22 protein-coding genes are annotated in these 22,399 nt (G+C 66.2%); 7 read left to right on the forward strand and 15 right to left on the reverse strand.

Annotated elements, in window-relative coordinates; all coding sequences use genetic code 11:
• Positions 1-27: 27 nt before the first annotated feature.
• Positions 28-2,505 carry an excinuclease ABC subunit UvrA gene (gene uvrA / locus NGB94_RS06890; protein ID WP_418910620.1) on the reverse strand — a complete coding sequence of 826 codons (2,478 nt, stop codon included), beginning with the start codon at positions 2,503-2,505 and terminating at the stop codon, positions 28-30.
• Between the two features lie 165 nt (positions 2,506-2,670).
• Here uvrA and NGB94_RS06895 point away from each other — a divergent pair, with 165 nt between their 5' ends.
• Positions 2,671-3,162 carry a MarR family transcriptional regulator gene (locus NGB94_RS06895; protein ID WP_325789876.1) on the forward strand — a complete coding sequence of 164 codons (492 nt, stop codon included), beginning with the start codon at positions 2,671-2,673 and terminating at the stop codon, positions 3,160-3,162.
• A gap of 55 nt (positions 3,163-3,217) precedes the next feature.
• Positions 3,218-3,874 (forward strand): maleylpyruvate isomerase family mycothiol-dependent enzyme, encoded by a 657-nt coding sequence (locus NGB94_RS06900; protein ID WP_325789877.1) that lies wholly within the window; start codon positions 3,218-3,220, stop codon positions 3,872-3,874.
• Here NGB94_RS06900 and NGB94_RS06905 read toward each other — a convergent pair.
• A complete protein-coding gene (locus NGB94_RS06905; RefSeq protein ID WP_325789878.1) occupies positions 3,871-4,740 on the reverse strand; it encodes an NmrA/HSCARG family protein in 870 nt (289 codons plus the stop codon). The genes NGB94_RS06900 and NGB94_RS06905 overlap by 4 nt on opposite strands.
• A gap of 132 nt (positions 4,741-4,872) precedes the next feature.
• Between NGB94_RS06905 and NGB94_RS06910 the strand changes: the two genes are divergently transcribed.
• Positions 4,873-5,163: a DUF4287 domain-containing protein gene (locus NGB94_RS06910; protein WP_325789879.1), complete on the forward strand. Its 291-nt coding sequence runs from the start codon at positions 4,873-4,875 to the stop codon at positions 5,161-5,163.
• A gap of 61 nt (positions 5,164-5,224) precedes the next feature.
• Here the strand turns inward: NGB94_RS06910 and NGB94_RS06915 are convergent, their stop codons facing one another.
• The 6 genes from NGB94_RS06915 to NGB94_RS06940 all read right to left on the reverse strand — a co-directional run bounded on the left by NGB94_RS06915 (position 5,225) and on the right by NGB94_RS06940 (position 14,124).
• Positions 5,225-6,202 (reverse strand): aldo/keto reductase, encoded by a 978-nt coding sequence (locus tag NGB94_RS06915; RefSeq protein WP_325789880.1) that lies wholly within the window; start codon positions 6,200-6,202, stop codon positions 5,225-5,227.
• 46 nt (positions 6,203-6,248) lie between these two features.
• Positions 6,249-6,566, reverse strand: coding sequence for a primase-like DNA-binding domain-containing protein (locus NGB94_RS06920; RefSeq protein ID WP_325789881.1), 318 nt, complete (start codon positions 6,564-6,566; stop codon positions 6,249-6,251).
• Between the two features lie 42 nt (positions 6,567-6,608).
• Positions 6,609-7,472 carry an SDR family oxidoreductase gene (locus tag NGB94_RS06925; protein WP_325789882.1) on the reverse strand — a complete coding sequence of 288 codons (864 nt, stop codon included), beginning with the start codon at positions 7,470-7,472 and terminating at the stop codon, positions 6,609-6,611.
• 41 nt (positions 7,473-7,513) lie between these two features.
• The gene (gene dxs, locus NGB94_RS06930) at positions 7,514-9,487 is read right to left on the reverse strand and encodes a 1-deoxy-D-xylulose-5-phosphate synthase (protein WP_325789883.1); all 1,974 of its coding nucleotides are present in this window, start codon (positions 9,485-9,487) and stop codon (positions 7,514-7,516) included.
• 160 nt (positions 9,488-9,647) lie between these two features.
• A complete protein-coding gene (gene acnA, locus NGB94_RS06935; protein ID WP_325789884.1) occupies positions 9,648-12,473 on the reverse strand; it encodes an aconitate hydratase AcnA in 2,826 nt (941 codons plus the stop codon).
• A 298-nt stretch (positions 12,474-12,771) separates the two neighbouring features.
• Positions 12,772-14,124: a class I SAM-dependent RNA methyltransferase gene (locus tag NGB94_RS06940; RefSeq protein ID WP_325789885.1), complete on the reverse strand. Its 1,353-nt coding sequence runs from the start codon at positions 14,122-14,124 to the stop codon at positions 12,772-12,774.
• A gap of 142 nt (positions 14,125-14,266) precedes the next feature.
• Between NGB94_RS06940 and NGB94_RS06945 the strand changes: the two genes are divergently transcribed.
• Both NGB94_RS06945 and NGB94_RS06950 read left to right on the forward strand, forming a co-directional pair.
• Positions 14,267-14,941 (forward strand): TrkA family potassium uptake protein, encoded by a 675-nt coding sequence (locus NGB94_RS06945; RefSeq protein WP_325789886.1) that lies wholly within the window; start codon positions 14,267-14,269, stop codon positions 14,939-14,941.
• On the forward strand, positions 14,938-15,600 hold the full coding sequence (locus NGB94_RS06950; protein WP_325789887.1) for a TrkA family potassium uptake protein: 663 nt from the start codon (positions 14,938-14,940) through the stop codon (positions 15,598-15,600). The genes NGB94_RS06945 and NGB94_RS06950 overlap by 4 nt, the downstream gene beginning before the upstream one ends.
• A gap of 8 nt (positions 15,601-15,608) precedes the next feature.
• Here NGB94_RS06950 and NGB94_RS06955 read toward each other — a convergent pair whose 3' ends face one another.
• From NGB94_RS06955 to dut, 4 genes are read right to left on the reverse strand one after another with little or no spacing between them, the layout of a single operon-like run.
• Complete coding sequence (locus tag NGB94_RS06955; RefSeq protein WP_325789888.1) at positions 15,609-16,313, reverse strand: DUF3159 domain-containing protein; 705 nt, start codon at positions 16,311-16,313, stop codon at positions 15,609-15,611.
• Entirely contained in the window at positions 16,310-16,666 is a 357-nt protein-coding gene (locus NGB94_RS06960; RefSeq protein WP_325789889.1) for a hypothetical protein, read from the reverse strand. Before NGB94_RS06960 ends, NGB94_RS06955 begins: the two co-directional genes overlap by 4 nt.
• Positions 16,659-17,369, reverse strand: coding sequence for a DUF3710 domain-containing protein (locus NGB94_RS06965; protein ID WP_325789890.1), 711 nt, complete (start codon positions 17,367-17,369; stop codon positions 16,659-16,661). Before NGB94_RS06965 ends, NGB94_RS06960 begins: the two co-directional genes overlap by 8 nt.
• 57 nt (positions 17,370-17,426) lie before the next feature.
• Positions 17,427-17,918 carry a dUTP diphosphatase gene (dut, locus tag NGB94_RS06970; protein ID WP_325790024.1) on the reverse strand — a complete coding sequence of 164 codons (492 nt, stop codon included), beginning with the start codon at positions 17,916-17,918 and terminating at the stop codon, positions 17,427-17,429.
• Between the two features lie 159 nt (positions 17,919-18,077).
• On the opposite strand from dut, the gene NGB94_RS06975 reads away from it, so the two are divergent.
• Positions 18,078-18,551, forward strand: coding sequence for a DUF3093 domain-containing protein (locus NGB94_RS06975; protein WP_325789891.1), 474 nt, complete (start codon positions 18,078-18,080; stop codon positions 18,549-18,551).
• A gap of 21 nt (positions 18,552-18,572) precedes the next feature.
• Here the strand turns inward: NGB94_RS06975 and NGB94_RS06980 are convergent, their stop codons facing one another.
• Positions 18,573-18,872, reverse strand: a complete 300-nt coding sequence (locus tag NGB94_RS06980) for a DUF4193 domain-containing protein (RefSeq protein WP_325789892.1) — start codon at positions 18,870-18,872, stop codon at positions 18,573-18,575.
• 321 nt (positions 18,873-19,193) lie between these two features.
• On the opposite strand from NGB94_RS06980, the gene sepH reads away from it, so the two are divergent.
• On the forward strand, positions 19,194-20,411 hold the full coding sequence (gene sepH / locus NGB94_RS06985; protein ID WP_325789893.1) for a septation protein SepH: 1,218 nt from the start codon (positions 19,194-19,196) through the stop codon (positions 20,409-20,411).
• Positions 20,412-20,457: 46 nt separating this feature from the next.
• On the opposite strand, the gene NGB94_RS06990 is transcribed toward sepH, so the two are convergent.
• Both NGB94_RS06990 and NGB94_RS06995 read right to left on the reverse strand, forming a co-directional pair.
• On the reverse strand, positions 20,458-21,213 hold the full coding sequence (locus tag NGB94_RS06990; protein WP_325789894.1) for a thymidine kinase: 756 nt from the start codon (positions 21,211-21,213) through the stop codon (positions 20,458-20,460).
• Positions 21,214-21,216: 3 nt separating this feature from the next.
• A complete protein-coding gene (locus NGB94_RS06995; protein ID WP_325789895.1) occupies positions 21,217-22,395 on the reverse strand; it encodes an alkaline phosphatase family protein in 1,179 nt (392 codons plus the stop codon).
• Between the last annotated feature and the right edge of the window lie 4 nt (positions 22,396-22,399).

The raw sequence follows: 22,399 nt of genomic DNA on the forward strand, positions 1-22,399 counted from the left end.
GATTCCTCCGGCCGAACCCGGACGAACTCAGCTCAGCCGCTCCAGCGCAGCAGCCAGATACGGCGCCGTCCGCGACGCGTCACAGGCTGCCACGTCGCCGGCGGTCCCGGCACAGATGATCCGTCCGCCGTCGTCGCCTCCTGCCGGCCCCATGTCGATGACCCAGTCAGCCGAGGCAACAACGTTCATCGAGTGCTCCACCACTACAACGGTGTTGCCGGCGTCCACCAGCCGGTTCAACTGGGCCAGCAGCAGCTGCACGTCCTGGGGGTGCAGACCGGTGGTCGGTTCGTCCAGCAGGTACAGGGTGTGGCCGCGGCGTGCCCGCTGCAGCTCGGTAGCCAGCTTGATCCGCTGGGCCTCGCCGCCGGACAGTTCGGTGGCGGGCTGGCCCAGCCGCAGGTATCCAAGCCCGACGTCGAGCAGGGTCCGCAGGCTGCGCTCAGCCGCCGGAACGCCGGCAAGGAACTCAGCCGCTGTCTCCACCCGCATGCCCAGGACATCGGCTATGGATTTGCCGCGGTAGGTGACCTCGAGGGTCTCCTCGTTGTAGCGGGCACCGTGGCAGTCCGGGCAGGGACCGTAGGTGCCGGGAAGGAACAGCAGCTCGACGGCGAGGAAGCCCTCACCCTGGCAGGTTTCGCACCGGCCGCCGGCGACGTTGAAGGAGAAGCGCCCGGCGTTGTAGCCGCGTGCCCGTGCTTCGTCCGTGCCGGCGTAGAGCTTGCGGACGTGGTCGAACAGGCCCGTATAGGTGGCCAGGTTGGAGCGCGGCGTTCGGCCAATGGGGCGCTGATCCACCCGGACCAGCCGGTCCAGGTGCTCGAGGCCGTGAATTCCCCGCACCTGCACGCCGGGATCTTCGCCGCCCTCCTGGGCGTCGCCGTCATCCTCAGCTTCCGGCGGTGCGCCGTTGACCTGGGTGCCCACGGCTTCGGCGAGGACCTGGCTGACCAGGGTCGATTTGCCGGATCCGGACACACCGGTGACAGCGGTGAGTACGCCGAGCGGAATATCGGCGTCGAGCTCCCGCAGGTTATGCCGCGAAATGCCCTTCAGGGACAGCCAGCGCTCAGCCCGGCGCCGGGCAGGCACGGTTGCTTCCGCGTCTCCAAAGAGGAACGGCCGGGTGGCGCTTTCGGGCACGTCGGCGAGCCCGGCGACGGGACCGCTGTAAAGCACGGTGCCGCCGCCGTCACCGGCCTGCGGACCGACGTCGACTATCCATTCGGCGCTGCGCACCACGTCCATGTTGTGCTCAACGACGAACACCGAGTTCCCGGCGTCCTTGAGTTCCTGTAGGACGGCGAGCAGCGGTTCAGCGTCTGCCGGGTGAAGTCCTGCCGACGGTTCGTCCAGGACATAGACGACGCCGAACAGGCCCGACCGCAGCTGCGTGGCGATGCGCAGCCGCTGCATCTCCCCCGGTGAGAGCGTGGGGGTGGCGCGGGACAGGCTGAGGTAACCCAGGCCAAGCGAGATCAGGATCTCCAGCCGGGACAGCAGGTCCCGGGTGATGGTGACGGCAACCTCGGTGTCTTCGTTCGATGCCGCAGACCGGGAGGCCGTGCCTGCGGCCTTGAGTTCCGCCGTCGGCCGGATGATTTCGGCCAGCTCCCCCAGCGTTGCTCCGTTGAGTTCGGCAATGTTGCGTCCGGCGAAGGTGACGGCCAGCGCTTCCGGACGCAGGCCCGCTCCGCCACAGACCGGGCAGGGGCCGGAGACCATGTACTCCAGGACCCGTTCGCGCATCTTCGCGCTCCCGGAATCGGCCAGGGTGTGCAGCACATAGCTGCGGGCGCTCCAGAAGCGGCCCTTGTACGGTTTGGCCACGCGGTCGCGCTGGGGTGTGATGGTGACGACGGGCTGTTCCTCGGTGAAGAGGATCCAGTCGCGGTCCTTCTTCGGCAGCTTCCGCCAGGGCACATCGACGTCGTAGCCCAGGTGGATCAGGATGTCCCGCAGGTTCTTGCCCTGCCAGGCACCCGGCCAGGCCGCGATGGCCCCCTCCCGGATGGTCAGTGACGGATCAGGGACCAGGGACTCTTCGGTGACGGTGTGGGCGACGCCGAGGCCGGAGCATTCGCGGCACGCACCCGCCGCAGTGTTGGGCGAGAAGGCATCCGAATCCAGGCTGCCGGGCTCGGCGTCGGCTGGATAGGTGCCGCCGCGGGAGAACAGCATCCGCATCGAGTTTGAAAGCGTAGTGAGGGTGCCGACCGTTGACCGCGAACTGGCCGTACCGCGGCGCTGCTGTAGCGCGACGGCGGGAGGCAGGCCCGTGATGGCCTCCACCTTGGGATTGTGGCCCTGGGAAATGAGGCGCCGTGCGTACGGCGCAACCGATTCGAAGTACCGCTTCTGTGCCTCGGCGTAGATGGTTCCGAACGCCAGGGACGACTTGCCTGAGCCGGAGATTCCGGTGAACGCAACGATCGCGTCACGGGGAATGTCGACGTCGACGCTGCGCAGGTTGTTTTCCTGGGCGCCGCGGACACGGACCATGCCGTTGCCCGCGGGGCCGGACGTGGACCTGGGAGCGGGCTGGGCAGCAGGTACGGGTTTAGTGCTCACCCATCGACGCTAACAGGCAGCCTGCTTCCCAATCAGTGAAACCGGCTGGGTTTCACCAACGGCGTGATCAGCGCACAACCGGATAGGTTGGAATCCATGAAGGACCAGATAGAGCAGATCCTGGCTCAGTGGACAACGGAACGGCCGGATCTTGATGCCTCCCCCATGGCTGTCATCGGGCGGATCTCCCGGGTGTCCCGGAAGGTGGATACCCGGCTGGCCGCAACCTTCGCGCGGCATGGTCTCGACGCCGCTGCTTTTGATGTCCTGGCGACCCTGCGGCGCTCCGGAGCGCCGTATACCCTGAGTCCGTCAGAGCTGACGGCCAGCACCATGGTCACGTCCGCGGCAATTGCCCAGCGCCTGAACCGGCTGGAGGAACGGGGTTTGGTGTCCCGTACCAAAAACTCCTCGGACGGGCGGGGCAAGAAGGTGGCGCTCACGGCGGACGGCCTTGCGCTGGTTGAGCGGGCGCTGCCGGATCATCTGGCGACTGAGGAGAGCATCCTGGCGGGCCTGAGCCCCGAGGAGCGGAAGATTCTCGCCGAACTGCTGGCTCGTGTCGAGGGAACCCTGGACCGGAAGTAGTCTGCACAGTCTGAGGCGGTGCACAACCAGAGCCTGCTCTGATTGACTGCTGGTCATGACATCCCGAAGCGGCAGTAACGTCTGGCCGGCAGTGCACGAGGAACGCCGCGCGCTGATTGCGGATCTGAAGGACCTTCCGGACGATGCGTGGCAGATGCCGTCGCAGTGTCCCGGCTGGAGTGTCCACGATGTCCTGGCCCACCTGGTGGACACCGCACGAACCACCCGGCTGGGTTTCCTGCGCGGCATGGTGAGGGCCCGCTTCGACTTTGACCGCAGCAACGCCGACGGCATCCGAAAGCACCGCGGAAACAGCCCGGCTGAGACCCTCGCCGCGTTTCGCACCGTCGAGCACCGAACCAGCGGACCGCCGGCACCCGGCGCCACCCGCCTGGTTGAGGCGGTGGTCCACGGCGAGGACATCCGCCGCCCGCTCGGGATTGTCCGCCGCTATTCTCCCGGCGCCGTCGAGACGGCGCTGGCCTATCAGGCAAAAACGTCGGTGAAGCTCGGCGGCGGACGGGAACTTCTGGACGGCCTTAGCCTGACCGCGGACGACGGCGACTTCCGGCACGGCAGCGGCGATGAGGTCCGCGGGTCCGCCCTGGCCCTGCTGCTCGCCGTCTCCGGCCGGCCTGTCGGGGATGATGAGCTTTCGGGTCCCGGAGCAGGGACCCTCCAGCAGCGTCTGTCAGCGCAGCGGAACCCCTAGCTGTCCGGCGTCCACTGGACATGCCGGATCCAGCCGGGAAGATCCAGCGGACCGTCCCCGCCGACCAGTGCCCGAGTGGCCTCGAAGTCTGCCTGGTAGGCCGGGGTTTCGGCGAACCAGCGGAACATCGCCGCCATATCGCTGTCTGCGCCGACTGCTTCCAGGGGAAGGGCTTCGTATCGGGCAGGAAGTCCGGCCGCTTCCCCGAACGCTTCAGCGATCTGGCTGCCGGTTCGTTTATCGCCGCCGATCTCGACGGCCCCGCCCGGAACCTCAGCGCCAAGCAGAACTGATCCCGCGGCCCGGCCGAGATCCCGGACAGCGAGCATCTCAAGCGGGATGCCGTCGGGAAACGGCAGGCGGACAGTCACCGTGCCGTCTTCAACGTCCACACCGAACTCGGAGAAGTTGTCCATGAACAGCACCGGACGCAGGAAGGTCGCGTTGAGGCCGAGTTCCCCGATGCGTTCCTCGACCCTGCGCTTGCTCTGAAAATGCGACACACCTGAGTTCCGTTCGGCGCCGCCTACGGAGGAGTAGACCAGATGCGGTACACCGGCGCTGCTTGCCGCCTCCGCAATGGCCAAACCGGTGGCTGTCTCATAGTCGGTACCGTTCGGGTACATGGTGGTCATGGCGTACGCCGCATCCACACCCTCGAACAACGGAGCGAGGGTATCGGACCGGGTCAGGTCTCCGGTAACCAGCTCGACGCCGCGCTCCGCCAGGGCAGCTGCCTTCGCAGTCGCCGGATCGCGGACCAGGGCACGGACCCGGGCTCCTGGGACGAGCAGTTCAACGGCTGCTGCGCCGCCCTGCCTTCCGGTTGCTCCCACAACGGCGATGGTTCCTGGTGCTTTGGGCATGCTCGTCTCCCTGCTCCACGGACTCACTGGGACCATGAACCTGCCGCACCGGATACACCTTTGTCATGTACATTTCCGGGTCTTGATGCAAGAATCGCTCCATCATCTTCCGCCCACCGAGCGAGGAACACAATGTCATTTCAGGCATACCTGGACGCTATTGAGAAAAAGACCGGGCGAACACCCCGCCAGCTGACGGACGAAGCGCGGGCGAAAGGACTGGACGGACCTGAGGTGAAAGCCGGCGAAATCCTTGAGTGGCTGAAAACGGAGTACGGACTCGGCCGCGGCCACGGAATGGCGCTGGTGCATGTGATCCGCAATGGTCCGGCCATCGATGCGAGGCATGTGGGGACCTCCGGGCCGCACCGGGACGAATCGGACACGCTCTGGCTGGACGGCATCGCGACCAGACCGTCGTAAGAATCCGGGACGGCGGGATGTCATTACCGCCGTCCCGGACCCTCCGGCCTCCACTCCGGAACTAGAACAAGGCAACCTTCGGCGTCTGCGGGAAGATCCGGTCCAGTTCCTCGAGATCCTTCTCGGACGGTACCCAGGAAGCAGCTTCGGCGTTCTGCTGGACCTGTTCCGGCTTCGTGGCACCCGCGATCACTGAGGCAACCGACGGACGGGACGCCAGCCAGGAGAAGGCAACCTGAACCTCGGTCAGGCCGCGGTCGCGGGCGAAGTCACCAAACTCGCGGAGCTGGTCAAAGTCGGCGTTCTGCAGCAGGTTGGTGCGCGAGTGGGTCAGCCGGCTTCCCTCGGGTGCCTGGCCGGAGCTGTACTTCCCGGTGAGCAGGCCGTTGGCCAGCGGGAAGTAGGGCAGCACACCCAGCCCGTAGGCTTCAGCGGCCGGGGTGACTTCCAGCTCGGCCCGGCGGTCCAGCAGGTTGTAATGGTTCTGCGCCGAGATGAACCGGGTGCTGCCCTTCATGCGGGCAGTGAACTCAGCCTCCGCGATCTGCCAGCCGGTGCGGTTTGAGTGGCCGATGTAGCGCACCTTGCCGCTGGTCACCAGGTCGTCCAGCGCGGCCAGGGTCTCATCGATGGGGGTCAGGGGGTCCGGTGTGTGGAACTGGTAGAGGTCGATCCAGTCCGTTCCAAGCCGGCGCAGGGATGCCTCGACGGCAGACACGATGTAGCGGCGGGATCCGCGGGCGCCGAAATCAGGACCATTCGCACCCTGCATTTCCATGCCGAACTTGGTCGCCAGGACAATGTCTGCACGTCGTGCTCCGAGGGCCTTGCCCAGCCGGATTTCGCTCAGTCCGGGTTCGGCGCCGTAGATGTCGGCAGTGTCGAAGAGGGTGATCCCTGCGTCGATTGCGGCGTGGACGACGGCGTCTGTGCCCTCCTGGGATTCAGTCGCGGTCCCGGATCGGCCCAGGTTGTTGCAGCCGAGGCCGACGGTCGAAACGGTCAGCCCGGAATTGCCAAGTCTGTTGTAGGTGGTCATCCTGCAACGCTATCAATTGCGGCCCTGCTGCCCCGGCTGCGACAGGCTAGGCCCCGTAGGCGCTCATGGGGCCGTTGAGGCTGGGCGGCTTGTCAGTCTCCAGGATGTACTGGATCGGAATGGGCCCGGTGGGGAGCAGCCCGGGATAGATGCTCTCGTGGTTTCGCCGGCGGGGGTAGTTACCGCTTTGCCTGAGCCCCCGGGAAAACGCCGTGGACGAAACCGGGTCCAGCCGGGCCTGCTCACACCAGATGATGTACATGCCGTACAGGTCCGCCGCGGGGGTGGCTTCGTTCTCGCTGAGTCCGCTGATGGTGCATTCCTGCAGGAAGTCCGCTACCGGACCGGATGGTGCCTGTTCCATAATCCCGACACTAGCCACGCACCCCAACAGTGGGAAGAGTCCCTAGGGTGAACTTTCGCCCTCGCTGCGCAGATACTCCTCGAAACCCAGCGGAGCGGCTCCGGTGAGCTCCGCGACGTCGTCGCTGACCGTCGCCTGTTCTCCGGTGGCGATGGCGGCGTAGCTGGTCGCCCAGGCAACGGCCTGCCACTGGGTGGCACCTGCGGCCAGGCGGGATTCGACCGCTTCATCCAGGGATTCGGCGTGGTAGGTAATGTTTTCGCCGGTGACGCGGGAGAGGATCTCTGCGACCTCGGCCATGGACAGTGCCTGCGGTCCGGTCAGGGTGTAGGTGCGGTTGGTGTGCGGCGCTGGATCGGCAAGGATCCTGGCTGCCGAACGCGCGACGTCGGTGCGCGCCACGGGCGCGAACTTCCCGTCGGCGGCCGGCCCTCTGATCACGCCGTCTCGCCCCACAAACGTGGGCAGGATGTCCTGGTAGAACGCATCCCGCAGGAACGTGTAGGAAAGCCCCCGTTCCTTGATGTACTGCTCGGTGTCCCAGTGGTCCCGGCCCAGGGTGAAGACATCGTTCTCCGCAGCGCCCATGAAGGAGGTGTAGACGATGTGCGTCACACCGGCCTCCACAGCCGCGTCCACGAACGTTCGCTGGTCCTGGGCGCGGTACGGATTCTCCGCCGCGGAAACCATGAAGAGGGTCTGTGTTCCGCGCAGCGCGCGTTCAGCATGTTCCCTGTCTGCGTAGGAAACCGCGAACGTGGGTGTGTCCGGCTGCTGCGGAACCCGGGCGGTGTGCCGTGCCAGCAGGCGCAGCGGTATGCCCTGGTCTGCGAGCAGCTGCGCAACCATGCCGCCCAGCGCACCGGTGGCTCCCGTGACGGCGAGAGGAGGGAGGTCGTTCGGCATTCCAGCCACCTGCTTTCCTTGCCCCGCCGGGCTTGCGGAGCTTACTTGATCTTGGGTATCTGTCCTGTGGGGCTCTGCTGTCCCGGCAGCGGCCTAGCGAACGGAACCTTGGTTCCCAGCACCTGGGCCACGACGTCGTTGGCCACCTGACGTGCCGTGAGCCCAACCCGTTCCATGACCTCTGCACGCGTGCCGTGGTCCAGGAACTCGGCGGGCAGGCCAACCTCGTTGAGCGCAGTGTCCACGCCGGCGGCCCGCATTTCCTGGCGGATCCGTGAACCGACTCCCCCGGCGCGCACGCCGTCCTCGATGACGATCACGATCCGGTGTTCGGCCGCCATTCGGACGATCGACCGCGGGACGGGCAGCACCCACCGCGGGTCCACCACGGTGGAGCTGATGCCCTGGGCGCCGAGGCGGTCCGCGACATCCAGGGCCATTTCCGCCATGGCTCCCACGCTGACAATCAGCACGTCGTTGCTGGCATCACCGGACGGTCGGCGGGCGAGGATGTCAACGCCGTCGTCCGTACGTTCCTCGGCGTCCACGTCGGCGCCGACGGTGCCCTTGGAGAACCGCACCACGCTGGGTGCGTCGGAGATGGCCACGGCCTCACGGAGTTCTTCGCGCAGCCGGGTGGCGTCACGCGGCGCGGCGAGGTGGAGCCCCGGAACGATCTGCAGCATGGACATGTCCCACATGCCGTGGTGGCTGGCGCCGTCGGGCCCGGTCACTCCGGCACGGTCCAGGACAATCGTCACCCCGGCCTTGTGCAGGGCAACGTCCATCAGCAGCTGGTCGAACGCACGGTTCAGGAAGGTGGCATACAGTGCGACGACGGGATGGAGCCCGCCGTAGGCCATCCCGGCCGCAGAAGTCAGTGCGTGCTGTTCGGCAATGCCGACGTCGAACACCCGGTCCGGATGCCGTTCGGCGAACCGGTGCAGGCCCACGGGAATGAGCATTGCGCCGGTGATCCCGACGATGTCCTTGCGTTCATCGGCGATATCCGCGATCTCGGTGGCGAAGACGGAGGTCCAGGACTGCTTGCCGCCGGCGGCGACGGGCGCACCTGTTTCAGGATCGATCACGCCAACTGCGTGGAACTGGTCTTCGACGTGTGCACGGGCCGGAGCGTAGCCGTGGCCCTTCTCGGTGATCGCGTGAACGATCACGGGTCCGCCGTAGTTCTTGGCCTTCTCCAGTGCCTGCTCCACCGCACCAAGGTCGTGCCCGTCGATCGGCCCAACGTACTTCATGCCCAGGTCCTCGAAGAGCCCCTGCGGGGCCCACCAGTCCTTGATGCCCTTCTTGGCTGCATGCAGGCTGTGGTAGGTAAAACGGCCCACCGGGCCGGCGCTCTGCAGGCGGCCCTTCCACCAGTCCATGGTGTTCTCGTACATCTTGTGCGTGCGCACGGCGTCGATGGTGGGACGCAGTGAGGCGAGGTAATCGGCGACGCCGCCGATGGTCGGGGCGTAGGAACGGCCGTTGTCGTTGACGACGATCACCACACGACGCCGCTGGTCGGCAGCGATGTTGTTCAGGGCTTCCCAGGCCATGCCTCCGGTGAGGGCGCCGTCGCCCACCATGACGACCGTGTAGCGGTCGCCTTCTCCGTTCAGCTGGCGGGCACGGGAAATTCCGTCAGCCCAGGAAAGCGAGGAGGAAGCGTGGGAGCTCTCAACAATGTCATGGACTGATTCGGCCCGTGACGGGTATCCGGAGAGGCCGCCCTGCTGGCGCAGCGTGGAGAAATCCTGGCGGCCGGTCAGGATCTTGTGTACGTAGGACTGGTGCCCGGTGTCAAAGACAATGCTGTCCCGCGGGGAGTCGAATACCCGGTGAATGCCCATCGTCAGTTCAACGACGCCCAGGTTTGGTCCCAGATGCCCGCCGGTCTGGGCGACATTCGTGATGAGGAAGGAGCGGATTTCCTCGGCCAGGGCTGACAGCTGGGAGCTGCTCAGCTTGCTGAGGTCCCGCGGATCACGGATGGTTTCCAGAAGTCCCAAGAGGGCGCCTCCCTTGCGTCTTAGGCAACGGGCAAACGCACCGTCACAGCTTTTAACTCTAACGCCTGCCCCGCGCCCCGGGTTTCCACCAAAGCGCAAAACGCCCCGTTTCCTTCCATCCGGAAGGAAACGGGGCGCTGAGCTTAGCGGCTGTGCAGGCCTACTTTGCCGAAATCTGGCGAAGCACGTACTGCAGGATGCCGCCGTTGCGGTAGTAGTCAGCCTCACCCGGGGTATCGATGCGCAGGACAGCATCGAAGGTGATGGCTTCACCGTTCTCCGGCACCGCGGTGACCTTGACGGTCTTCGGGGTGTTGCCGTTGTTGAGTTCGGTGACGCCTTCAACGGAGAAGGTTTCCGTACCGGTCAGGCCCAGGGACTCGGCGTTGACGCCGGCGGGGTACTGCAGCGGAAGGACGCCCATGCCAATGAGGTTGGAGCGGTGGATACGCTCGTAGCTCTCGGCGATGACGGCCTTGACGCCCAGCAGTGCGGTGCCCTTTGCTGCCCAGTCACGGGAAGAACCGGAACCGTATTCCTTGCCGGCCAGGACAACCAGCGGAGTGCCGGCGGCCTGGTAGTTCACCGATGCGTCGTACACGGTGTTCTGCGGGGCATCGGGCTGCGTGAAGTCACGGGTGAAACCGCCTTCCACGCCGTCCAGGAGCTGGTTCTTGATGCGGATGTTCGCGAAGGTACCGCGGATCATCACCTCGTGGTTGCCTCGGCGGGAACCGTACGAGTTGAAGTCCTTGCGGGCCACGCCGTGCTCCAGCAGGTACTTGCCTGCCGGGGTGTCCGACTTGAAGGAACCGGCCGGGGAGATGTGGTCGGTGGTGACCGAATCGCCCAGCTTGAGCAGCACACGGGCACCTTCGATGTCCGTGACGGGCTCCGGCTGTGCCTTCATGCCCTCGAAGTACGGGGGCTTCCGCACGTACGTGGACTCCGAATCCCATTCGAAGGTTGCGCCTTCGGGGGTCGGCAGGGACTTCCAGCGGTCGTCACCTTCGAAGATGGTGGCGTAGGAATCCGTGAACATTTCCTGGCTGATGGACGCGTCGATGATCTCCTGGACCTCGGACGGGTTCGGCCAGATGTCCTTCAGGAAGATGTCGTTGCCTTCGGAGTCCTGGCCCAGCGGGTCGTTCTCGAAGTCGAAGTCCATGGAACCGGCCAGTGCGTAGGCGACTACCAGCGGCGGGGAAGCCAGGTAGTTCATCTTCACGTCCGGGTTGATGCGGCCTTCGAAGTTGCGGTTGCCCGAGAGCACTGCGGTGACGGCCAGGTCGGCTTCGTTGATCGCGGTGGAGATTTCATCTTCCAGCGGACCGGAGTTGCCGATGCAGGTGGCGCAGCCGTAACCGACAACGAAGAAGCCAAGCTTCTCCAGGTACGGGATCAGGCCGGACTTCTCGTAGTAGTCGGTGACTACCTTGGAACCCGGAGCGATCGAGGTCTTGACCCAAGGCTGGGCGACGAGGCCCTTTTCGACGGCGTTGCGTGCCAGTACGGCAGCGGCCATCATCACCGAAGGGTTGGACGTGTTGGTGCAGGAGGTGATCGAGGCGATCGTCACGGCTCCGTGGTCCAGCTCGAAGCTGCGGCCGTCCGGCATGGTGACGGGAACCTTGTTCACCGAACGCTCGGCAGGAGCGTCGGATTCCTTGACCAGGTCGTGCTCGGCGTCCTTGACCTTGGTGCTGCCCTCGGTGAAGGACGGGGCATCGGAGGCCGGGAAGGTTTCTTCCAGGGCCTCGTCGACGGTGCCGTTCTGGGTTTCGACGGTTTCGTGCACGTAGTTCTTCAGGTCGGCACGGAACTGCTGCTTGGCGCTGGTGAGCTCCACGCGGTCCTGCGGACGCTTCGGACCGGCGATCGAGGGAACCACGGTGGACAGGTCCAGCTCGAGGTACTCGGAGTACTTGACCTCGTTGGACGGATCGTGCCAGAGGCCCTGTTCCTTGGCGTAGGCCTCAACGAGGGCTACGTTCTCCTCGGAGCGGCCGGTGAGGCGCAGGTAGTCCAGGGTCACGTCGTCGATCGGGAAGATCGCGGCGGTGGAGCCGAACTCGGGGCTCATGTTGCCGATCGTGGCGCGGTTGGCCAGCGGGACGGAGGCAACGCCTTCGCCGTAGAACTCCACGAACTTGCCGACGACGCCGTGCTTGCGCAGCATCTCGGTGATGGTCAGGACCACGTCGGTGGCGGTGGCGCCGGCCGGGATTTCACCGGTGAGCTTGAAGCCGACAACGCGCGGGATGAGCATGGAGACGGGCTGGCCGAGCATCGCTGCTTCGGCTTCGATGCCGCCAACGCCCCAGCCGAGCACGCCAAGGCCGTTGACCATGGTGGTGTGGGAGTCGGTACCGACGCAGGTGTCAGGGTAGGCACGCAGGACACCGTCAACCTCACGGGTCATGACCGTGCGCGCCAGGTATTCAATGTTGACCTGGTGGACAATGCCCATTCCCGGGGGAACAACCTTGAAGTCATCGAATGCGGTCTGGCCCCAGCGCAGGAACTGGTAACGCTCGCCGTTGCGCTGGTATTCGATTTCCATGTTGCGCTCGAGAGCGCCGGCGTTGCCGAAAGCGTCGATCTGCACGGAGTGGTCGATGACCATTTCCGCCGGTGCAAGCGGGTTCACGCGCTTGGGGTCGCCGCCGAGGTCGGCCACTGCTTCACGCATGGTCGCCAGGTCAACGATGCAGGGAACACCGGTGAAGTCCTGCATGATCACGCGGGCAGGCGTGAACTGGATTTCGGTGCTGGGCTCTGCGTTTGCGTCCCACTTGGCCAGGGCACGGACGTGGTCCGCGGTGATGTTGGCACCATCTTCGGTGCGCAGCAGGTTTTCCAGCAGAACCTTGAGGCTGAACGGAAGGCTCTGGGCGCCTTCGACGGAATTCAGCCGGAAAATTTCATATTCGTTTCCGTTGACGTCAAGGACGCCTTTGGATCCGAAGCTGTCCACATTACTCATAACAGGACTCCTCTCGCCACCGTTTTATCTTTGTCCAGTGATCCGCCGCACGCTAGTTAGGATTTCCTAACCGGCACAGCTGTTGGGCCCGGCCGGGAAATGGTGGGTGATTTCCCGGGCTGGCTAGTCCCCCCTGCCGTGCAGACGTTATGGCGGGAATCCCTTCGGCACGGAGCCGGACAACCGTTCCCATCCTAGCCGGAAGCGCGTCCTGCGGACCGTTCACCGCGCCGGATACCGGATATGGCCCGCCGCACACCGGCCCGGAACTCCGGGCGGAAGTCCGGGCCGGTGCCTGTTACGGGCGGCGGAGGACCGCGAAGGATTCCATGTGGTGGGTATGCGGATACAGATCGAAGACGCGCAGGGTGTCCAGTTCCCAGCCTGCTTCGCGGAACCAGGCAAGGTCACGCGCGAAGGAAGCGGGGTCGCAGGAAACGTAACCGACGGCACGCGGTCCGGCAGCACTGATCTGGTCCACGACCACCCGGCCGGCGCCCGTCCGCGGAGGGTCCAGCAGCACGGCGTCGAGCCGGCTCTCGCGGCTCCGCAGCACCCGGTCAACGCGGCCCTGGACAACTTCGACCTGACCGGCGGCGAACAGGTTCTTGCGTGCGTCACGGCTTGTGCCGGGAGATCCCTCCACGGAGAGGACATGCCCATCGGCGCCGGCGGCGTCGGCCAGCGGCGCGGTGAAAAGGCCTGCGCCGGCAAAAAGGTCTGCGACGCGCTCACCGGGCTGGATGTCCAGTCCCTGCAGCACTGCGTTCACCAGGACTTCGGGGGCGCTGCGGTGGATCTGCCAGAACCCCGCGCCGGTGACCCGGTACTCGTGTCCGGCTGCGTGTTCACGGACCCAGGTGCGCCCGCGGAGACGGGTCAGCTCGTGGCTTTCCGGGTTCCAGGCGGCCACCGAGACGGTTTCGCCGGCACCGGCGTCCGCTGCGGCCCCCACTTCGGATGCGATCCGGGCGAGGGTCCGGGGATGGGTTCCGGCAGAGGGAATGACCAGGACGAGCGGCGGTCCGCCGGCTGCGGGGGCGGCCACCTCCACGCGGTCGGCGCCGGTGAAGTCAACCTCCCAGAGCCTGAGGGCATTAATCGCGGCGGAAGCCAGCGGCATCTCCTGGACCGGGATCAGGTCATCGGAACGGTGCGGGTGCATGGCAAGACGGCCCCCGGGTGCCACGGAGAAACTTACCCGTGTCCTCCAGCCCAGTCCGTCGGTGCTCTCATTTGCGGGCACTTCAACAGTTACGTCACGGTCCATGCCTCCGAGCCGCGCGAGCTGCTCGGAGAAGATGCCCGCCTTCAGAAGGCGCTGCTCGGCAAGGCTTATGTGCCCGAATTCCGCGCCGCCCACCGGAAGCCGGCCTCGCGCACCGGCTTTGAGCGCGTCTGCCGGAGCCCAGAAGTGCGGCACGCGGGAAGGGGAGGGTTCAAGGACTTCGACGACGTCGGCGCGCCAGAACTTAGCCTTCTCCCCCGCATCAGTGAGCCGTGCACGGACCCGTTCCCCCGGCAGGCCGTGGCGTACGAACACCACCCGGCCCTCATGACGGGCAACGAAGTGCCCGCCGTGGGCTGCGGGGCCAATGGTCAGTTCAAGATCGCGGGGAGGAGTTGCGGCAGGCAGGGTTTCGGGGGTCATTATGCGTTCGAACTTCCGTGTTGATGCTAAAACACCATCACACCACGATTTCGGCCGTGCACCCGACTATGCTTTCCTTTGGCCCGGAGCGGGATACGGCAGAATGCGGGGAATCCCGCCAGTGAACATGAGGTAGGAAACGGTGGCGCATTACGTGATCATGGGCTGCGGCAGGGTGGGTGCCATGCTGGCGCACACCCTGGACAACGCCGGGCATACCGTGGCGGTGATCGACCAGGATCCGCGTGCGTTCCGCCGCCTGCGTCCCGCCTTCGCCGGGACCCGGGTGACCGGCGTCGGCTTCGACCGCGCGACCCTGGAGCAGGCCGGCATCGAGGATGCGTATGCCTTCGCCGCTGTCTCCAGCGGTGACAATTCCAACATTCTTTCCACCCGGGTGGCACGGGAAACCTTCCATGTGCCGCACGTCGTGGCCCGGATCTACGACCCGGGACGCGCCGAAATCTACCAGCGCCTGGGCATTCCCACGGTCGCGGCCGTGCGCTGGAGCGCCGACCAGGTACTGCGCCGGATCCTGCCGGAACAGAGCATCAACGGGGACTTCCGGGAATCCTCCGGCAGGCTGATCCTGGGCGAACTCTCGCTGGACCCGTCGTGGCTGGGCCGTCCGCTCCATGAGGTGGAGGCTGCGGCCGGTGTGCGGGTCGCCTATCTAACCCGCTTCGGCGAGGGGACGCTCCCCCGTGCCGACACCAGCTACCAGCAGGGAGATGTCCTGCACGCCATGATGCACGTTGAACGCACTGCGGAGATCACCAGGGTGCTCTCGGCTCCGCCCGTTAAGGAGAACCCGTGAAGGTAGTAATCGCCGGTGCCGGCAGTGTTGGGTCCTCGATTGCCCGGGAGCTGCTTTCCCACGGCCACGATGTCCTGCTTATCGATGAGAAGCCGGAGACCGAAGGCCGCAGCGAACTTGCCGGCGCAGCATGGCTGATTGGCGATGCCTGCGAACTGACTACGCTCAAGGACGCCAGGCTCGACGCCGCGGACGTGGTGGTTTCCGCCACGGGCGATGACAAGGTGAACCTGGTGGTGTCGCTGCTGGCCAAGACGGAGTTCGGTGTAGCCAGGACCGTTGGCCGGGTCAATAATCCCAAGAACGACTGGATGTTCGATGACTCCTGGGGCGTGGATGTGGCAGTCAATACGCCCCGCCTGATGACGGCCCTGGTGGAGGAAGCCGTAGAGGTCGGCGACCTGGTCCGGCTGCTGACCCTGCAGACCGGCGTCTCCTCAATGGTTGAATTTACTGTTCCGGCGGCATCGCCCATGCTGGGAGCGCGGGTTGGATCGGTGCCCTGGCCGCAGGATTCGACCCTGGTGGCGATCCTGCGGGACGACGCGCCCATCACTCCCAGCGCCGACGACGTCATTGAAGGCGGGGACGAACTCTTCTTCGTCACGACGATCGCTGCGGAGGACGAGCTCCGGAACCTGCTGGCGCCAAAGGACTAGGCGCACCGTTAGGGCGCGCGGACTGCTGCCGGGCGGGAAACCACCCAGGCCAGCCACAGCCCCAGTGCATACAGGGGCACGCCCATCGCCAGCCTCATGGTGCCGAGGGCGGCAACGTTGTCCGCCAGGTAGAGGGGCAGCTGGACGGCCAGCCGCAGCGCGAAGACCGAGATGATGATCCAGGTCGCCAGGGTGTACGCCCGCAGGCGCTTCGGCTCAGACCGCCAGGAGAGGTTCTCTCCGCGGATGAAGCCGAACAGCAGGCCGGCGACCGGCCACTTCACCGCGACGGAGACCGCGAAGGCCAGGATGTAGGCGCCGTTGAGGTAGAAGCCGGGGAGGAAGTAGGTGGTGCCGCTGCCGCTGCGCAGCGCGAACACCGCGCAGATCGCCACTCCGATGACACCGGTCAGCGACTGCACCAGCGGCCGCTTCTGAATGAGGTTCGCGACGGCGAATGCTCCGGCAGCAGCCACGGCTGCGCCCAGCGAGAGGTACAGGCCGGTGGTAATGGTGTAGATGAGGGTGAACAGCAGGCCGGGAAGGATCGCCTCGGCCAGGCCGCGCACGCCGCCGACGGATTTCAGGACGTCGATCTGCCCGTCGTCGCCGCGTTCGACGCCGGAGCGGGCGGCGTACTGTCCGGCCAGCTCGCTCATCGAAGGCTGGCCGTCTGGGCGGCCGTTGCCTTGAGATTCTGGGCTGGTGCTCATAATTCGCCTTCCGGACGTCCGATGATTTCGTACCGCGGATTAAAAATGGTGGGCTGGCCGTCGACGAGGCTCACCATGCCCTCGAACGCTACCTGAGTCCCGGCCACTATGCCCGGGATCCGGCGCTGCCCGATCCAGACGAGCCGCACCCGCCGCCGGGCGTGTGCGGCCGCTGGATCCCGGTAGGCTCCCTGCAGGTCTGCCAAGACCGCGGTAAACCGCGGCGCGGAGCCTGCGGGCACCAGCGTGACTGATTCCACGTAACCGCTGCTGTGCGCGCGTCCGCGGGCCGGCAGGTCGGCGATCCGCAGCCGGGCCGAAGCACCGGCCAAAGGCGGCATCCGCTTAGCCAATGGTGGTGATTTCCGGTCCGCGCTTGGGCGGCTCCGGCTTGGCTGCCTCTTCCCCGCGCTTGGGCAGCGGGGAGGCGTCGCGCGGCAGGTTCAGCTGCAGCAGGTCACGCGGCGGGAGCGGAGCGTCACCGCGCACCACCACCACGTTGCGGAAGACTTCCTCCAGCGGACCGGCTGCGTCGGGGTTCATGGCCGCCGGACCGCCGAACACACCGCGCAGGAACCAGCGCGGTCCGTCAACGCCCACAAACCGTGCCACGCGGTAACCCTTAGAACCGTCCTGTGCCTGCGCCGGAACGCGGGCCAGCAGTTCGGTGCCTAGCCGGCCCTCGAGCTCATCCGCTGTTCCGCCCTGCGATGACACGGACTTGACGATCTGTCCGCGGATTTCGTCCCAGAGGGTCTCGGACTTGGGGGCTGCGAAGGCCTGCAGCTGGAGGCTGGAGCCGTCCATGTCCAGGGTCACGGCGACCACGCGCTTGGTCTTTTCCTCGACTTCCAGGCGCAGCGCCAGGCCCTGAGTGGCTGCGATCCGCAGCGCACCGAGGTCCACGTATCCCTCTTCCGACGGACGGTCGGCAACGTCGAAGGGTCCCTGCGCGGGTCCGTCGCCGGTCCCTGCAGCGGTTTCTTCGACGGTCTCCTGCTCCTGGGGCACGTACCCGGATTCCGCCCGGTCTTTCCTGCGGCGTCCAAATGCCATCGCCTGGTCCTCTTTTCCTTCTGTGGTTCCGGGCAGTTGAACCCGGGATATGGCGGCCTAGGCCGTTGCCGTACCGAATCCGCCGGTGGAACCGAATCCGCCGGCCCCGCGGACCGAATCGGAGAGCTCCGCAACGGGTTCGAACTCCGCGGTTTCGACGCGCTGGATTACCATCTGCGCAATCCGGTCTCCGCGCTTGAGCCGAATCGGTTCCGCGGTGTCCGTGTTTAACAGTGTGACGGAAATTTCACCGCGGTAACCCGCGTCCACGGTACCGGGTGCATTTACGACGGTGAGGCCGTGCTTCGTGGCCAGGCCGGAGCGCGGATGAATCAGCGCGACGTACCCGAACGGCAGGGCGATGGAGACGCCGGTGGGCACCAGGGCACGCTGGCCGGGCGCCAGGTCGACGTCGACCCGCGCGCGCAGGTCTGCGCCTGCATCGCCCGGGTGGGCATAGGACGGCGCCTCGAGGCCGTCGTCGAGCATTTTCAGCTGGACTTTCACACTGGGTCCTGCTTGCTGCACAGCTGTCTCCGGGATCTTTATGGAACTGGTTCTTCATTGGCTTGCGGCTGCTGCGGCCGGTGACCGGCCGCGCCTTGACTACTTTAGCGCGTGCCGCATAAGCTTCCGCGCCCGGCGCGCGGGCCTGCGGCGGCTGGCCTGCGAGATGAAAAGGTGCGGGAAAGATGGGAAGCTGGGGGTATGTCAACACCCGCTGCCCAGAGCCCAGCCCAGACCGTTCTTTACTCGGAGAGGCTGCTGCCGGCGTTTTGGATCTGGCTGGTTGTTGCCGGTGTCGCGGGGACGTTCGTCCTCGCCTTCTTTCCCATTAGCCTGATGGTCGGCATCCTGGTTGCGCTGGTTGCCGGTGCGGCACTGACGGTGCTGCTGCTGATGTCGACGCCGGTCATCCGCGTGACCGAGCAGACCGTGCAGGTCGGCCGGGCCCAGATTGAACGCAAGTGGATCGGCGAGGTTGAGGCCTACCGCGCTGAGGACGCAACCCAGCAGCGCGGCCCGGCACTGAACGCAACTGCGTACCTCTGCATCCGCGGCTGGATTGGTCCGGTCGTCAAGATGGAAATCACCGATCCCGCTGACCGGACCCCTTACTGGCTCACCTCCACCCGCCATCCGGAGAAGCTCACTGCGGCCCTCCAGTCCACAGCGGGCTAAGGACTCCAGCTGCCGCGCGGCCTAGCCTTCGCAGTCGATGCAGTAGTACAGACCGTCCTTCTCCTTGGCGATCTGGGACCGGTGCCGCACCAGGAAGCAGGAGGCACAGGTGAATTCGTCCTGCTGCGCGGGAAGCACGCGGACCATCAGTTCTTCGCCTGACAGGTCCGCGCCCGGCAGTTCGAAGCTGTCCGCGGCTTCTGCTTCATCTTCGTCAACAACGGCTGACTGCGTGTTGGTCCGCCGTGTCTTCAGTTCTTCGATTGATTCTTCACTGGCGTCCTCGTCGGCCTTTCGCGGCGCGTCGTAGTCTGTCGCCATAATTTTCATCCCACCATCGGTGTCAGTACTTCACGGGTAAAACCGGGCACGTCCTGCCTGCCCCGGGCACCTTGCCCGGAACCGCAGTGCGGCTCGGAGTAATCAACGCCGCGGACCCTGCGTTTGTGCCCGCAGAAGAGAGATTTTTGTCCGCCCTGAACGAAATAGCCACTCCTGCGCTCCGGGGAACCCGTTCGGGGCCGGGAATCATTGCCGGCGCAGGCCGTGGATCCGCGCCACACCGGGCTAAACGGTAGGAATTTGGTGGCCCGGATGGCATTGTTTCAAGAAGGAGTTGCTATCGATAGCGAGGATTTTTTCATGCAGGATCTACGGCTCGTGGGTGTCCATGAGGGCGGCGAACATCTGCTGCTAAGCGGGCGGGGCGGCGAAACGTTCCGGCTCCGCATCGACGAAGCCCTGCGCGTTGCTGCTTCCCGTCCGGCGCGGCGGGCCGGACAGGCAGCCGAGCCCGAGGCCGGACCCACCATGACTCCCCGCGACATCCAGGCACGGATCCGTGCCGGTGCCAGCGCCGAAGAGGTAGCAGGACTCTCCGGCCACGACCTGGCCCACATCCGCCGGTATGAAGGACCGGTGCTGGCAGAACGCGAGTACATCGCACGCCAGGCCCAGTCCGTAGAGGTGGCCGCGCCCATGAGTGCCGCGCAGGACAGCCATCGTTCCGCGTTCGGAGATTCACCGGTGAATCTCGGCGACATGGTCAGCCACCGCCTCCGTGCCTTCGGCGTTGACCCCGAAACCGTGGTGTGGGACTCCTGGCGGCGTCCGGAGGGTTCCTGGGACGTCGTCGCCAGCTTCAACCTCGGCGAGAACTCGCGCGTGTCCGTCGGCGAGGAACCGCCGGCCCGCTGGACGTACAACCCGCTCCGCCGCCAGGTGACCAACGCCAACCGGTGGGCGCAGCTGCTGAGCGAACTGGCGCCGGTTGACTCCCCCGTCCCGGCACGCCGCCTCTCCGCGGTCGCGGACCGCGTCTTCGATTTTGAAACGGACACGGCCCCGGAGGAGCCCCTTCCCGTCAGCGAGGAAGAGACCGATGAACTGCTCAACGTCCTCCGCTCCCGGCGCGGGCAGCGCCTGGGCACCGACGAAGACGGCGACGACGCACTGGCCGCGCTGCTGGCAAAGGGCAGCATTCCTGCCGCACACCCTCGTGAAGGCCAGGCCGAGCTCGAGGATGAGTCCACCCACAGGCCGCGCACCGGCCGCCTGAGCCTGGCACCGGTCCTGCCGGGCGAGCCTGACAACGCCGCAGACACCGCTGACGAAGAGCCGCAGGCAGATCCGCTGCGGCTGGATGAAGGCGTCAGCACGTCCACACGGGAGATCAGCGTCCTGGCGCGGCCGCTTCGCGGGCCGCGTCCTGCCGCGGACACCGCCAAGCCGGCGGCAGAGCCGGAAGAGACCGCAGATACCCCTGAGGCCAAGGAACCGGTGACGGAACGCCGGATCAAGCCCAAGCGGTCCTCCGTGCCCAGCTGGGATGAGATCGTCTTTGGAACCAAGGGCGACTAGCCCGGATTCATCAGGCCTCCGGCCCGGAACCTCTTTCCGGAGGTGGTCAGGGGCAGCGCGGGTGCACTGCGCAGACATCCAGGTCGGCAGCTGCCCCGGTCGCGCCCTCGGCTATCGTCTGGGCCTTGTGGGCAGTTACCCGGCGCATGTAATGGCGGCGGCACAGCGTTTCGTATCCGACCACGGGTACTGCCGCCACCGCATCGGCGCCGAACAGCGGTTCCTCCGTGACAGCTTCGGCAGCCCCGGGCGTTCCCGCAGCCGGGGCGTGTTTTCCGACGTCGCCCACCACCACCTGGTCTCCTTCGACGACCATGACCCCGTCCACGGTCCGGGCATTGTGGGTGGCGCGGCGGCCACACCAGCACAGGGCGCGCACCTGCAGCACTTCCATGCGGTCCGCCAGCTCAATCAGCCGCTGGGAACCGGGGAAGAGCCGGGTCCGGAAATCCGAGGTAATGCCAAAGGCAAAGACGTCGACGCACAGTTCATCCACTACGCGCGCCAGCTGCTCCACCTGGTTCGCCGAGTAGAACTGCGCTTCGTCGCAAATGAGGTAATCGACGGTCCGCCCGGCCCGCCGGCGATCCGTGACTTCATTCCAGAAGTCGGTGGAATCACTGACTTCCACGGCCGGCGTGCGGAGCCCCAGCCGTGAAGAAATCATCGACTCCCCCGCACGGTCGTTGCGGCTGAAGAGGATTCCCCCGCGTCCACGGGCACTGTGGTTGTAGTCCATCTGCAGCGCCAGGGTGGACTTGCCGCAGTCCATCGTCCCGGAGAAGAAAACAAGTTCAGCCATGACCTACTTCCGCCCGCCCCTGGCCGGCCGTGCCAGCGTCAGGAGCGGGACTTCACGCTCGGCTCGGGTCAGGGAGCCGTGCTGGCCCACCATTTGCAGGGCTGACGGGCTGGCCCGCCGGGTGTCAAAGAACGCGACCGGTTCCCGGGCCGCGACCAGAAGGTCTCCGATGCGCGGCAGGATCTCCTCGCGCACGGGTCCGAACAGGCCAGCCGCGACAGCCTGGTCCCGGGTGAGGATCCAGGCTTTGTTCCCCATGGACTGCTGCCAGGAAGCGGCCAGCCGCTCCAGGGTTCCTGCGGGAGCGTCCGGTTCAAGGTAGAGCTGGACCATGCGCGGATCACCCGCGGTGTGGCGCACGCCGTCTACCAGTGCCGGGTCGGCTGAGAAGTCGATCCGGTCTGCGGGGGCGGTGTCCACCATCCCGTGGTCCGCGGTGAGGACTACCAGGGTGTGCGGGGGAAGCCTGGCCGTAAACCGCTTGAGGGCGGAGTCGAGTTCCTCCAGGGCGCCGCCCCATTCAGGGGACTGCGCTCCGTACCGGTGCCCGGTCTTGTCCAGCTCATTGAAATAGAAGTACATCAGCATGCGCTTCTCGGAAGCCAGGGACTCCGCCGCCGCCTGGACGCGGGCATGGATTCCGGTGCCCGGGGCGTGGGTTCCGCCGCGCAGGGCTGCCCTGGTCATGGCTGAGTCGGCGAACCTGGGCAGGCTGACGGTCGTGACAGGAACATGTTCAGCTGCCTGTTCCAGAACGGTTGGGAACGGCTGCCAGCGCCGGGGATCCACGCCGGGATCCCAGTTGCCGAGCATGTTCACCACTTTGTCCTGGTCCGGATCCAGCACGTCATAGCCCACCATGCCGTGCTGCCCGGGCGGCAGGCCGGTGCCGAGCGACGCGAGTGAAGCCGCCGTCGTCGTGGGGAAAGCCGCGGTGAGCGTCCGTCCGGCATCGAGCAGCGAACGCAGGTAAGGAGCATGTCCGGCGCGCTGTTTGAGGAGGCTGCGGCCTAGTCCGTCCACCATCACTACACAGACGCGCTGCGCGGCGGGCAGCTCCAGGGTGTTGGCGAAGCCGGGGACCTTCAGTGCCGCTGCTGCGCTGGTCAGTACCTCGGCGACGGAACTGCGGCCGTATCCCGGTGCCTTAGGCAGTGGTTCGGAGGCGGATGCTGCGTCCATGCCC

The organism is Arthrobacter koreensis (assembly GCF_035792275.1).
GTDB classification, from domain to species: Bacteria; Actinomycetota; Actinomycetes; order Actinomycetales; family Micrococcaceae; genus Arthrobacter_B; species Arthrobacter_B koreensis_A.